Source organism: Bacillales bacterium, assembly GCA_035700025.1.
Taxonomy (GTDB): domain Bacteria; phylum Bacillota; class Bacilli; order Bacillales; family DASSOY01; genus DASSOY01.
This window is the reverse complement of sequence record DASSOY010000085.1, coordinates 1-12,614: the sequence shown is the minus strand read 5'-3', so window position 1 is coordinate 12,614 and position 12,614 is coordinate 1. Positions and strand designations below refer to the sequence as shown.

Genomic DNA, 12,614 nt, shown 5'->3' with positions numbered 1-12,614 from the left:
CATGCCGACCACTTATTTCATTAACGCCAAAGGCATCATCGTCGACAAAATTGTCGGCTATCAAGGCCCGGACGTATTACGCGACAAAGTCAAAGCGCTGCTCGATGGCAAATAAATAATAAAAAAATGACCGAAAGAGCCGTGTTGCGCTTTTTCGGTCATTCTTCAATTAAACGATCCTTATCGAACGCCTCCGTCAACATTATTGGACTCGTCGTGCACCTGAATGGATTGTTGGGAAGAACCATCTTGCGGAAGAAACAGCATTCCCCCTGCCAAAGACGCTACAATCACAGCACTCAACAGTAACCTTTTGATCATTTCCAACACACTCTCCTTTTTCGTTTCGATAACGTTAGCTATACTTATATTTTAAAATTCGAAAAATTGGACTGCAATAATGTTACGTCTCAACTACAAATTAACTCGATATGTACAAATTAAAGAAAAAACTGACCGATAATACCATAATGGTCTATCAGCCAGTCAATTGTTCTCAACATCTTATCTTATCCCACCATCGACATTGTTGGAGTAACTTGGTTGTTGAATGGATTGATTAGACACATGACCATCAGGGCAAAAAAGAAACCCTCCAACCATAGACGTTACAATCACGGCGCTCAATAGTAACCTTTTAATCATTACCTAATACACGCTCCTTCTCAATTTGTAATCTCGCTTCGATGGCTTTCCGATAGTAGAAACATGCCTCTTTGAATCTTTCAATTCCGCCTAAATAATTCGCAAGTTCCTCACAATACGGAATGACTATCGACCAAATCTCATTACTTAAAAAATAATCAATGCCTTCTTTATAAGAATCAACAAACTTTGCTGGTTGCATAAATTTGGATTTCAGCATTTCACAACGATGAAAATATAAAGTGTTATCGTTTCGAACGCATTCGTCAAGAACTGTATTCAGCAATGATTCTGCTTTAGTTATTTGATCGGTGCAAAAATAACACTCGGTTCTTAAAAATAAATTTTGGACATAAAAATATTTATCGTGTATTTGATGTGTATTATCAACCATGTTAAGATATTTCAATGCTGTCTCAAAATATTTTTGATCAAAGTATAGAAAGCCCGTATTATGCAAAATGTAATTTTTGAAGGTATTTCCAGGTTTTTTTTCTACACAAATGAGTGCATCCTGAAAATGTCGTTCAGAATCATGGTATTGCATCGCAAACAAATTATTCAACCCAAGAACATTATGACAGTCGGCCATCATATTATAATTTTGTTTATCTTTAAAAATCTTCAAAGCCTTTTCTGCATACTGGTTGGAAAGCGTTATTCGATGCAAGCGGTGATAAACGGTCGACAATTTGTAATAAAATTGGGCAATTTCCTCGATCCCTTGCTCAAATACCAAAGCGCGGGCATTGTTATACAATTCCAACGCTGTCCGGTACTCGTTCCGTTCAAAATGGTAAATCCCGCGAAAGAAATAGTAATAATAATTCAACCAATGTTGCTCGTTTTCCACATCAGGATCTACTTCCGCAATGACGGAAGCAAACTTTTCCAAATCCTTGTACAACAAATGATACCTTGCAACCATTAATTTGTAAAGGGTTTTCATTTCGGGATCCGTAACTTCCGACTCCCCGGCGTCCATTGTTTGTTTCATTTTTTCCGCAGCTTCAAAATTATCTTCTTTAATCGTACGGTACCAATCGAGTAATGCAGCTTTCCGATCCTTTTCCATTACGGTCATACATTCACCTCATTTTCAATCATCTAACTTACCATTACGGAAACTCCTCGCTTCTCTAATACAACAATTCTCTCTCGAATTGACATTATCCTGCAAAATTTGTAAATAAATTAGAAATAAGCGGAAAGTCCCGTTTTTTGGGTGGGTCTTTATTACCATTTTGTCAAATGACCCTGATCGAAAAGTTTTGGGGATCCGCCCAAAGATCAGAAAGCTCGCGGACAACTAAATCCTTCATTCATGCTTCGTCTGTCCGGTATTTCGGTTTCGCAAGCAAAAATAGAAAAACAACTATGCTGGCAATGACGACGGCAATGCTCGTTAATTGGCTTGCTTTCAGCCCAAACAAGACCGGAGAGGAATCACCCCGCAAATAAGCGAGAAAAAACCGGCCGACCGAATACATCACATTATAAGAAAGAAACATGAAGCCGCGCGGCCAACGACGGTTCGCCATCATCATCAAGATGCCGAAAATGATAAAGTCCATCTGTCCTTCCCACAATCGCGCCGGCCACAACGGTTGATCCCCGTACGTTTCGTAAGCGACCGTTCCTTGTGGATAAATGATGCCAAATTCTTCTCCGGTCGGTTTGCCGAAGTCACCTGCGGTCAGAAAACAACCGATGCGGCCGATACCCATTCCGAAAATGATCGCCGGGGCCATCAAATCCGCGAAATCCCAGAAATTTAGTTTATGGCGCCAACAATAAATGCCGGCACCGAAAAATCCGCCGACCAATCCGCCTTGAATCGCGATGCCCCCGTTCCAGATGGCGATGATTTCCCCGAGGTGATGCTGATAATAATCCCATTGAAAGAAAAACACATGCCAGACGCGCGCGCCGACCAAGGCGCAAACGATCGCCAAAAAAAGCATGTCGATGACGTGTTTTTGATACTTTGTCCCTCTTGCCATATAATAGCCAATGCCTGCAGCCAACACGATGGCCAGTGCCACCATTAGACCGAACGTACGAATCGGAAACCCACCGACTTCAAACAATACAGGATACATAAATCCAGCCTCTTTTCTTCTCAACGGTTTGTCCGTCTATTATTTTATCACATTCGTTTATGTCCCTGTCCTGATAATGCTGAATCCTTCGTCAATTGTCCCAAAGTTTTCACACGTAAGCGTTGCGTTGGCCGAAAGACGTGCTTTAAGATAGGAGAAGAACACGGAAAGGATCCCGAGGTGAGTGTAACGATGAAAAATAAAAAATTGAGGCTGTGGTTGAGAACCGGCATTTTGCTTGTCTTTACAGCAACGGTTGTCGTCACGCTGTTCCAAGCTTTCAATAAAAACGAGACGGTTGCCCAAGGACAACTCGCCCCAAATTTTGTTTTGGAAAACCTTGACGGTGAGGAAATCCAATTGAAAGATTTTCGCGGCAAGGGTGTTTTGTTGAATTTTTGGGGATCGTGGTGCGAACCGTGCAAAGAGGAAATGCCGTTTTTGAACGCCGTTGCCCAAGAAGATATGGAAGGCATCGTCATTCTCGGCATCAACGATAATGAACCGCGTTATACGGTAAAACAATTTGTACAGCGGAATCACATCCAATTTCCGATCTTGCTCGATATCGACCAAGTGGTCACAAGCGCCTATAACATCGGTCCGCTTCCCACGACGTTTTTCATCAACGCCGACGGAGAAATCGTCGACAAAGTCGTCGGACAAATGCCGAATCCTGAATTCATCAAAAACAAATTGAAAAAAATCCAACCTTAGACAAACGCATGCCAAGTGTGTTTGTCTTTTTTTAAAAAGGAGCTGTCACACCGTGCACATCGCCTTAACGGGAGGTACCGGTTTCATCGGATCAGCTATAACGGATCGACTCATCGCAAACGGCCATAAAGTATCGATTTTGACGAGAGCCCCCTATGACCAGAACTCAAGAGAAGGCGTAAAGTATGTCCAGTGGTTGACTGAAGACAGTTGCCCCGAACAAGTGCTGGCCGACGTGGATGCGATCGTCAATCTTGCCGGCGAATCGATTAACAGAGGTAGGTGGACGACAAGTCGAAAAGCCCGTATCCTCGAAAGCCGCCTAAAGGCGACCGATGCCGTATTGCATTTAATTAAACACCTTCATCCGCAACCGCGAGTACTCGTAAATGCTTCAGCAATCGGCTTTTACGGCACGTCCGAGATTCAAACGTTTACGGAGGCGAATGAAAGCGCCGCCGACGACTTCTTGGCAAGCGTCGTCACGCAATGGGAAACAAAAGCGGCACAAGCCGAAGCACTCGGCGTGCGCACCGTATTCGCCCGCCTCGGCGTCGTGCTCGGCCGCGAAGGCGCCCTGCCCCGCATCGTGCTGCCGTACAAGCTCGGCATCGGCGGCACGATCGGCACCGGCCGCCAATGGCTTTCCTGGGTGCATGTCGAAGACGTCGCCCGCATGCTCCTTTTCGCCATTGAAAATGGCGAAATCCGCGGTCCGCTGAACGTCACCGCCCCCGAGCCCGTCCGAATGAAACCATTCGGACAAGCCGTCGGCGACGTGCTGCACCGGCCGCACTGGCTCCCCGTGCCGGCATTCGCCTTGCGAATGGGTCTCGGCGAAATGAGCGACCTCATTTTGAAAGGACAGCGCGTCCTTCCGGAAAAGGCGCTGTCTCACGGTTTCTCCTTCAAGTTTCCTGATTTGCATCAAGCCCTCTCCTCGATTTTATCGAACTAAACCCCGCCACTGCCGGGGATTCACTCCAAATTGAAAAGAATGTATTTGCCCATGTTCTCCCAAACCTTTCACGCCTGGCTCTCGGCCGAGATCGCCGCCGAACCGAGCCGTCGCCGGCGTGACATCCTCTCCCGCGATCCTCTCCCGCGGCTCTGTCGCCTTCCTGCGCGACGTCTGGTACCCCGCCGTCGGCCACTTCAACGACCTGCACCCCGAATGGGAACTTCGTGATCTTGGCGGCGGTTTCCGCTATCTCGACTTCTCCTACACACCTGGCGGCGCGAAAGGCGCTATCGAGGTCCAAGGCTTCGGTCCGCATGCGCGCGACCTCGACGTCCGCCGGTTCAAGGACCTCTGCTGGCGCTACGCCTATCTCGCCCTCGTAGGCTGGACGTTGCTGCCGATCGCGTACCTGTCGGTACGCGACGAACCGGAGCACTGCCAGCAACTCATCCTTGCGTTCATCGGCAAGTTCACGTCTTTCAACGTGAACGACACACTCACGATGAGCGAGGCTGAGCTCATACGCTTCGCTCTTCGCCGAGCTGCGGCCGATTACACCAGGAGAAGCTGCCGCTGAGCAAAACGTACGCACGCCGGTTGCTCACTCACCTAGTAGAGCTCAACATTTTCTACTTCACCAACAACCAACGGCGATACCGCACGTACTCGTTCAGATCGAATTCCCTCTAACGAACATTAAATACGCTTAGAAGGCAAAAACACACGATTTCAGAATGTAACGAACATTTTATGCGCTTAGCAGTCAAAATCCATGCATTTCTATGAAAATCTTCCGCTAAGGTGATTTAATGTTCGTTAGAAGTTTATCATCAATAAATATTGCTTCTAAGGCTCTAAAATGTTCGTTAGCGTACATTGAATCCATATTTTGGAATGCTAGGTTTGTTTCATAGCATAAAAACCCGGCATTTGGATAAAAAATAAACGAAGACAACTGACGAACGAGGAGGTTTCCGATGGATTCCGAAAAAATCCAAATGTCGTTCTACGAACAAGGCGATGAAGGGGCACGGCCATTTCCGATTTCCGCCGACCAATGGGAAAAGAAAGCGAAGGAAAAACTCGCGGCCGGTCCGTTTGATTACGTGAACGGTTCAGCGGGAGCCGGCGACACATTTCGCAGCAATCTCGCCGCTTTTCAAAAATACCAGATCCGACCGCGCATCTGTCGGGACATCACGAAAAGGGATCTAACCATCCAGTTGTTCGGCAACGACGTGCCGGTTCCGTTTTTGCTCGCACCGATTGGGGTCAATTCGATTCTGCATCACGAAGCCGAGATTGCTCCGGCGAAAGCGGCGGCTTCCTATGGCGTTCCGTATGTGTTGAGCAACGTTTCGACGAAGTCGATGGAAGATGTCGCGGAAGCGATGGGTGACGCCATGCGTTGGTTCCAACTCTATCCGCCGAAAGACCACGAATTGACTGACAGCTTCCTCAAGAGGGCAGAAGATACCGGCTACACCGCAATCGTGGTGACGATCGATTCCACCTTACTCGGTTGGCGGGAAAAAGATTTGCACAACTCGTATTTACCGTTTTTGACCGGCGAAGGAATGGGCAATTATTTCTCGGATCCGGTATTCCGGAAAAAATTGGCCGTCCCCCCGGAAGAAGATGTGAAAAAAGCTTCGAAAAAAGCACTGGACGAAGGCAACAACACTTCTTTCGTTTGGAAGGAATTGGAGTATATATGCGACAGGACGAAATTACCCGTGTTGTTAAAAGGCGTCACGCATCCGGAAGACGCCGTGCTGGCCATCGACCACGGCGCGAGCGGACTTATCGTGTCCAATCACGGCGGCCGCCAACTCGACGGAGCCGTTGCGACGCTCGACTGTCTTGAATCCGTCTGTGCCGCCGCGGAACATAAAGTTCCGGTATTGCTCGACGGCGGCGTTCGCAGAGGCGCGGACGTGCTGAAAGCGATCGCACTTGAAGCGACCGCGGTACTCATCGGAAGGCCGTACGCCTATGCGCTCGGCGTAGCCGGCGAAACGGGTGTTAGTGAAGTGATCAAAAATTTGATCGCGGAAACCGAGCTGCAATTAGGCATCTCCGGGCGTTCTTGCATCAACGACATTGACTCCTCCTTTGTTATTAAACATTGATTTGGGCAGCTTCGCTGTCGATTTCAAATCCGAGATCTTCGATCATTCGGTGATCCACTTCCGCCGATTGCCCTTCGGTCGTCAAATAATCGCCGACGAAAATTGAATTTGCCGGGTAGAGCGAGAGCGGCTGCAAAGACCGGAGCTGCTCCTCTCTTCCGCCCGACACCCGGATTTCTTTGGATGGATTCAAGAACCGGAACAGCGTCAACACCTTCAAGCAACGGCGAGGATTTAACTCGTTCATGTCCTCAAGCGGCGTTCCTTCAATGGAAACGAGAAAATTGACCGGAATCGAGTCGGCATCAAGTGTTCGCAAATCAACGGCGATATCGTAAATGTCGTCATCGCTTTCCCCCATCCCAACAATACAGCCGGAACAAGGCGAAATGCCGGCACGTTTTGCACCTTCAACCGTTGAAACCCGGTCATCGTATGTATGCGTCGTCGTGATTTGTTCATGGTGGGCGGCACTCGTGTTTAAATTATGATTGTAACGATCGACGCCCGCCGCCTTTAATTTTTCCGCCTTATCGTCGGAAATGATGCCAAGACAAGCACAGATTTTCAGCGGCATTTCCATCTTAATTTCCTTAACCGCATCCGTGACTCGATCAATCTCGCGATGGCTCGCTCCCCTTCCGCTCGCAACAATGCAATACGTACCCGCCTTTCTTCTTACCGCTTCCCTTGCCCCTTCCACAAGCGTTTCCTTGTCGACAAAACGATATTTTTCGATCGGTGCAGTCGATACGATCGACTGTGAACAATAGCCGCAGTTTTCCGGGCAAAGCCCGCTTTTCGCGTTCACAATCATGTTCAGCTTCACTTTGTTCCCAAAATAATGGTTGCGCACACGGTAAGCGGCATGCAACAACGGCAGCAATGATGCATCATCCGCATTTAAAACAACTTTTGCCTCCTCTCGCGTCAACAACTCTCCATTCAATGCTTTTTCGGCAAAACGATCCCATAAATTCATAGATTCACGCCCTTTGTGTTAACTTAGAATTAATTTTAGTTAACACAAAACAACCTGTCAACAAAACTTTTCCTTTTCATCCCACGTTGAAACCGATACGATAGAAACTAGAAAGATCGGATAAGGGGGAACTTTCAGTGAAAACCTTTGAACCATCGGACGCGCTCCAGCGGCTTCCTGAACAATTTTTCGCAAAACTGACAAAAAAAGCGGCAGCCCTGACCGCAAAAGGACATGACGTCATCAATCTCGGGCAAGGCAATCCCGATTTGCCGACACCGCCGCACATTGTCGAAGCCATGCAAAAAGCGGCCGCCCATCCGCAATATCATAAATATTCGCCGTTTCAAGGTTATCCTTTTTTGAAAGAGGCTGTTGCGGAATATTACAAAAGGGAATTCGACGTTGATGTGGATCCGAAAACGGAGGTCGCCATCCTCTTCGGCGCGAAAGTCGGTCTCGTCGAAATCAGCCAATGCTTGCTCAACGCAGACGATACGGTGCTCGTTCCTGATCCCGGCTATCCGGATTACTGGTCAGGCATTGCGATGGCCAATGCAAAAATGGCAACGATGCCGCTCACCGAGGACAATGCTTTTCTGCCGGACTTCGACGCCATCTCGGAAAAAACGCTTGACGAAGCGAAACTCATGTTCCTGAACTACCCGAACAACCCGACGGCTGTGACGGCTCCGGCCTCTTTTTATGAAAAAACCGTTGCCCTTGCAGACAAGCACAACATTTGCGTTGTACACGATTTCGCGTACGGAGAAATTGGCTTTGACGGTGAGAAGCCGCGAAGTTTCCTGCAAACGCCGGGTGCCAAAGACGTCGGTGTCGAGATGTATTCTTTGTCAAAAACGTACAACATGGCCGGTTGGCGGGTCGGATTTGCCGTCGGCAACCCGAGTGTCGTCAAAAGCCTCGAGCTCGTGCAGGATCATTTTTACGTGAGCTTGTTCGGCGCCGTCCAAGAAGCCGCTGCCGTTGCCTTGACAGATTCGCAAGATTGCGTCAAAGAACTCGTGACCACCTATGAAAAGCGTCGTGACGTTTGGATCAACGGCCTGAGAAGCATCGGCTGGAATGTGACCGCTCCGAAAGGATCGTTTTTCTCTTGGCTGCCGGTGCCGGCGAATTTTACCTCTGAATCGTTTGCCGATTACTTGCTGGAAAAAGCGCATGTCGTCGTGGCACCCGGTGTCGGCTTCGGAAAATCCGGGGAAGGATTCGTCCGTGTCGGGTTGCTCGACAACGAAAAAAGGCTTCAAGAAGCGGTCTCCAGAATCGATCGTCTCGACCTGTTTCAATCATAAAAATTTAACAAAAAAACCTATTTCTTTTTCATGAAAAACTGAGTATAATAATCTCGGATAAATCATCTGGGAAGGCAATTGGTGAGCCGCCGGACAACCGGCTCTAGTGGGTTCGATTCCCACCCCTAACGATTTTCACATCATTTCGTTATCGAGGGTGGAAGAACCGATGCACCCTCGCGAGGAGGGACCAATGATGCTCGTCCACCGTGAACTTTCGCATTGTTCCGCGCTGTTTGAGCTGATGATGGATCCGGCCGTTTTCCCTTATGTCAGGCATAAAGCCTATTCTGTTGACGAATTCATGTTTGTAACGAAACAAACCGTTGAACGCGAAGCGAACGGCGAGTTGATTTCACGAACGATCCTCGACGAAACGGGCAATCCGATCGGTACGATCAGCTTGTTCGACATCCATGAAAACACCGGATACTTAGCCACTTGGATCGGCCGGCCTTATTTCGGCAAAGGTTACAACCACGCAGCGAAAAACTTGTTTTTCAACGAGTTGTTCAATGAACGTGACATTCATACCGTTTATTTAAAAATTAACCGCAACAACGTCCGCTCGCAAAAAGCGGCAGAGAAATTGCCATACGTTGCAAAAGCCGAGGCCATGGCAACCGAAACGCATGTCATTTATAAAATTGAAAAAGAAACTTACCTCCTTCACGCTGTCGGTACAGATTTGCTGGAGGCGTAAAACCAACACGAAACGGCATCCTCTTTAAAAGGGAATGCCGTTTTTTGATGGAGGTTTTCGCGTGCTCACCATTCTCGCTATCACCGACGAGCGGCAACATCAAGCCTTGCAGCTTTTCTTATTTCCTGCCCTAGCCGGCGGCATCGCCTTCTTCCTCGGCTATATGTAAAGCGCGCGGGGGATTCCCGCTCGCACTTGTTCGACGCTGAAAAACGCCCGATTTGTTTTTACCAGCAACAGCTTATCCTTTTACGGCGCCCGCATCGGCAGGATGTTCCCCATGACGATAGTAGTCGACATACTCCGGCTCAAGCGGTTGGCGTCCGAGGATAAGATCCGCCGCCTTTTCCGCTAACATCAGCACAGGTGCGTGAATATTGCCGTTCGTGACATAAGGCATGGCAGAGGCATCGACCACCCGCACATTGTCGAGCCCGTGGACCTTCATCGTTTTCGGATCGACGACTGCCATTGGATCCGAATCCGGTCCCATCTTTGCGGTGCAACTTGGATGAAGAGCCGTCTCGGCGTCGTTGGCCACCCATTCCAAAATCTCATCGTCCGTTTGAACAGATGGGCCAGGCGAGATTTCGCCTGAATTGTACGGAGCCATTGCCGACTGCGACAAGATTTCCCTTGAAATACGAACCGCTTCAATCCACTCACGCCGATCTTGCTCAGTAGAGAGATAGTTGAACACCATGCTCGGATGTTCAGTCGGATCCGTCGAGCGGATCTTCAATTTCCCCCGAGAATTGGAATACATCGGTCCGACATGCACCTGAAATCCGTGCTTCGTGTCCGCTCTCTGTCCATCGTATCGAACCGCTACCGGAAGGAAATGGAACATCAGATTCGGGTAGGTACAGTCCTTGTTCGAACGGACAAAACCTCCGCCTTCAAAATGGTTCGTTGCTGCCGGACCTTTGCGTCCGAGCAGCCATTGCAAACCGATCCACGGCATGCGCGCTTTGCTTAAGTTCGGCTGCTCCGAAACCGGCAGCGGACAAGCGTGCTGGATGTACACTTCAAGATGATCCTGCATATTTTCGCCTACCCCCGGCAGGTCAACAACCGGCTTGATGCCAAGGGACCGCAAGTAGTCAGCATCGCCTACACCTGAAAGTTGCAGCAGCTGCGGCGTGTTAAATGCACCGCCTGCGAGAATGACTTCCCCTGCCGTCACTTGATGTGTTTTCCCGTTTCGTTGATAAGTCAGGCCGTTTGCGCGCGTCCCATCGAAGTCAATGCTTGTAACGAACGCACGCGTTTTCACGGTGAGATTCGGACGATTCATGACCGGCCGCAAATAGGCACGAGAAGCGGACCATCGTCTGCCTTTGTATACTTGCTTATCAAACGGTCCAAATCCCTCTTGTCGAAAACCGTTTACGTCCGGCGTACGGGAATAGCCTGCTTCCACAGCCGCATCGAAAAAGGCCTGGAATAAAGGATTGTTCGCCGGACCTCGTTCTAATTTAAGCGGCCCGTCACGGCCGCGGTATTTATCGTCCGGGTCCGATCCTAAAGCCGTTTCCATGCGTTTGAAATACGGGAGACAGTGGGCAAAATCCCACGTATCCATCCCGGGATCGGCTCCCCAACGTTCATAATCTTTCGGATTACCGCGCTGGAAGATCATTCCGTTAATCGAGCTCGAACCGCCGAGCACTTTTCCCCTGGCATGCGCGATGCACCGTCCATTCATATACGGTTCAGGATCAGATTTGTAGATCCAGTCGTAAAAGCGATTCCCAGACGGATAGGTCAATGCTGCCGGCATTTGGATGAAGAGATCCCATGGGTAATCACTCCGTCCTGCCTCTAGAACGAGGACACTTCGTGACCCATCTTCACTCAGACGGTTGCCGAGTACAGAACCCGCACTACCGCCGCCAACGATTACAATGTCATAGGTTTCTTTCATTCTCCGACCTCCCAGCAGGTTGAATTCGAATGCTGAAATTCAAACGAAAGCATTCATCCAAACCTTCTCTCTTTATTTAAACCAGTGAATCGGTTCAGGTTTTAAATTGCGGTACACATGCTTCGTTTCCGTATATTCTTCGAGTCCCGGCTTGCCAAGCTCACGACCGATACCCGACTGCTTGTAACCTCCCCAAGGCGCTTGAGCGAAATACGGATGGAAGTCGTTAATCCATACCGTCCCCATTCGCAACTCAGAAGCGACGCGCTCAGCTTTGTCGCCGTCCGTCGTCCATACGGCTCCGGCCAGACCGTAAATCGTATCGTTCGCCCGCTTCACTGCTTCTTCTTCACCATCAAAGCGTTCAACCGTCAATACGGGGCCGAATACTTCCTCCTGAACGATTCGCATATTTGACGTGCAGTCAGTGAAAATCGTCGGCAAGTAGAAAAAGCCGTCTTTGAGCGCTGGGTCTTCCGGACGCGCTCCGCCGACAACAACCTTTGCGCCTTCGTCTTTGCCAACTTCCACGTACTTCTCAACTTTTGCGCGATGTTCTGCGGAAATCATCGGTCCCGATTCGGTTGCTTCATCGAAACCGTTGCCGAGCTTGATTCGCTTCGCCCGCTCAACAAGCGCCTCGACAAACGCATCGTGAATCGAATCCTCGACAAGCAAACGCGCGCCCGCCGAACAAACTTGCCCGGCATGGAAGAACACAGCGTTTAACGCTTGGTCGACCGCCGTATCAAAATCGGCATCGGCAAACACGATATTCGGGTTTTTCCCGCCGAGTTCAAGCGCAATTTTTTTCACATTGCCGCTCGCCGCTTGCATAATTTTCTTTCCGGTTACGATGCCGCCCGTGAACGAAATCAAATCCACTTCATCGCTTACCGCGAGTTCGTTCCCGACCGTCGCTCCCGGTCCGAGCACAAGGTTCACAACACCGTCAGGAAAGCCGACCTCTTCCATCAATTCGGTCACCTTCACCGTCGTCAGCGGCGTAATTTCACTCGGCTTCATCACAATCGTGTTGCCCGCGGCTAACGCCGGCGCAATCTTCCACGCCGCCTGCAGCAGCGGATAATTCCACGGTGTAATTTGCCCGCACACGCCTACCGGCTCA

General features: G+C 49.3%; 11 protein-coding genes. 6 read left to right on the top strand and 5 right to left on the bottom strand.

Annotation, left to right across the window (positions count from 1 at the left end; genetic code table 11):
* Window positions 1–637: 637 nt before the first annotated feature.
* The gene (locus VFK44_14650) at window positions 638–1,729 is read right to left on the bottom strand and encodes a hypothetical protein (protein HET7629609.1); all 1,092 of its coding nucleotides are present in this window, start codon (window positions 1,727–1,729) and stop codon (window positions 638–640) included.
* A gap of 238 nt (window positions 1,730–1,967) precedes the next feature.
* A complete protein-coding gene (lgt, locus tag VFK44_14645) occupies window positions 1,968–2,747 on the bottom strand; it encodes a prolipoprotein diacylglyceryl transferase (GenBank protein ID HET7629608.1) in 780 nt (259 codons plus the stop codon).
* A gap of 192 nt (window positions 2,748–2,939) precedes the next feature.
* On the opposite strand from lgt, the gene resA reads away from it, so the two are divergent.
* The 4 genes from resA (at window position 2,940) to VFK44_14625 (ending at window position 6,557) form a co-directional block, all read left to right on the top strand.
* Window positions 2,940–3,464 carry a thiol-disulfide oxidoreductase ResA gene (gene resA, locus VFK44_14640; protein HET7629607.1) on the top strand — a complete coding sequence of 175 codons (525 nt, stop codon included), beginning with the start codon at window positions 2,940–2,942 and terminating at the stop codon, window positions 3,462–3,464.
* 52 nt (window positions 3,465–3,516) lie between these two features.
* A complete protein-coding gene (locus tag VFK44_14635) occupies window positions 3,517–4,422 on the top strand; it encodes a TIGR01777 family oxidoreductase (GenBank protein HET7629606.1) in 906 nt (301 codons plus the stop codon).
* 118 nt (window positions 4,423–4,540) lie between these two features.
* Complete coding sequence (locus tag VFK44_14630) at window positions 4,541–5,002, top strand: hypothetical protein (GenBank protein HET7629605.1); 462 nt, start codon at window positions 4,541–4,543, stop codon at window positions 5,000–5,002.
* Window positions 5,003–5,402: 400 nt separating this feature from the next.
* Complete coding sequence (locus VFK44_14625) at window positions 5,403–6,557, top strand: alpha-hydroxy-acid oxidizing protein (GenBank protein ID HET7629604.1); 1,155 nt, start codon at window positions 5,403–5,405, stop codon at window positions 6,555–6,557.
* On the opposite strand, the gene bioB is transcribed toward VFK44_14625, so the two are convergent.
* Window positions 6,547–7,539 (bottom strand): biotin synthase BioB, encoded by a 993-nt coding sequence (gene bioB / locus VFK44_14620; GenBank protein HET7629603.1) that lies wholly within the window; start codon window positions 7,537–7,539, stop codon window positions 6,547–6,549. The genes VFK44_14625 and bioB overlap by 11 nt on opposite strands.
* A gap of 137 nt (window positions 7,540–7,676) precedes the next feature.
* Here bioB and VFK44_14615 point away from each other — a divergent pair, with 137 nt between their 5' ends.
* On the top strand, window positions 7,677–8,855 hold the full coding sequence (locus VFK44_14615; GenBank protein HET7629602.1) for a pyridoxal phosphate-dependent aminotransferase: 1,179 nt from the start codon (window positions 7,677–7,679) through the stop codon (window positions 8,853–8,855).
* 196 nt (window positions 8,856–9,051) lie between these two features.
* Entirely contained in the window at window positions 9,052–9,558 is a 507-nt protein-coding gene (locus tag VFK44_14610) for a GNAT family N-acetyltransferase (GenBank protein HET7629601.1), read from the top strand.
* 241 nt (window positions 9,559–9,799) lie between these two features.
* Here VFK44_14610 and betA read toward each other — a convergent pair whose 3' ends face one another.
* Together betA and VFK44_14600 are read right to left on the bottom strand one after the other, a co-directional pair.
* A complete protein-coding gene (betA, locus tag VFK44_14605; GenBank protein HET7629600.1) occupies window positions 9,800–11,485 on the bottom strand; it encodes a choline dehydrogenase in 1,686 nt (561 codons plus the stop codon).
* A gap of 72 nt (window positions 11,486–11,557) precedes the next feature.
* Window positions 11,558–12,614: aldehyde dehydrogenase family protein (locus VFK44_14600; GenBank protein ID HET7629599.1), on the bottom strand; the 1,057-nt coding region annotated here is incomplete at its 5' end.

Excerpts from the sequence above, each read along its gene's own strand:
- bioB (HET7629603.1), bottom strand. The coding sequence starts at position 7,539 with ATGAATTTATGGGATCGTTTTGCCGAAAAAGCATTGAATGGAGAGTTG.
- VFK44_14625 (HET7629604.1), top strand. The coding sequence starts at position 5,403 with ATGGATTCCGAAAAAATCCAAATGTCGTTCTACGAACAAGGCGATGAA.
- VFK44_14610 (HET7629601.1), top strand. The coding sequence starts at position 9,052 with ATGCTCGTCCACCGTGAACTTTCGCATTGTTCCGCGCTGTTTGAGCTG.
- betA (HET7629600.1), bottom strand. The coding sequence starts at position 11,485 with ATGAAAGAAACCTATGACATTGTAATCGTTGGCGGCGGTAGTGCGGGT.
- resA (HET7629607.1), top strand. The coding sequence starts at position 2,940 with ATGAAAAATAAAAAATTGAGGCTGTGGTTGAGAACCGGCATTTTGCTT.
- lgt (HET7629608.1), bottom strand. The coding sequence starts at position 2,747 with ATGTATCCTGTATTGTTTGAAGTCGGTGGGTTTCCGATTCGTACGTTC.
- VFK44_14650 (HET7629609.1), bottom strand. The coding sequence starts at position 1,729 with ATGACCGTAATGGAAAAGGATCGGAAAGCTGCATTACTCGATTGGTAC.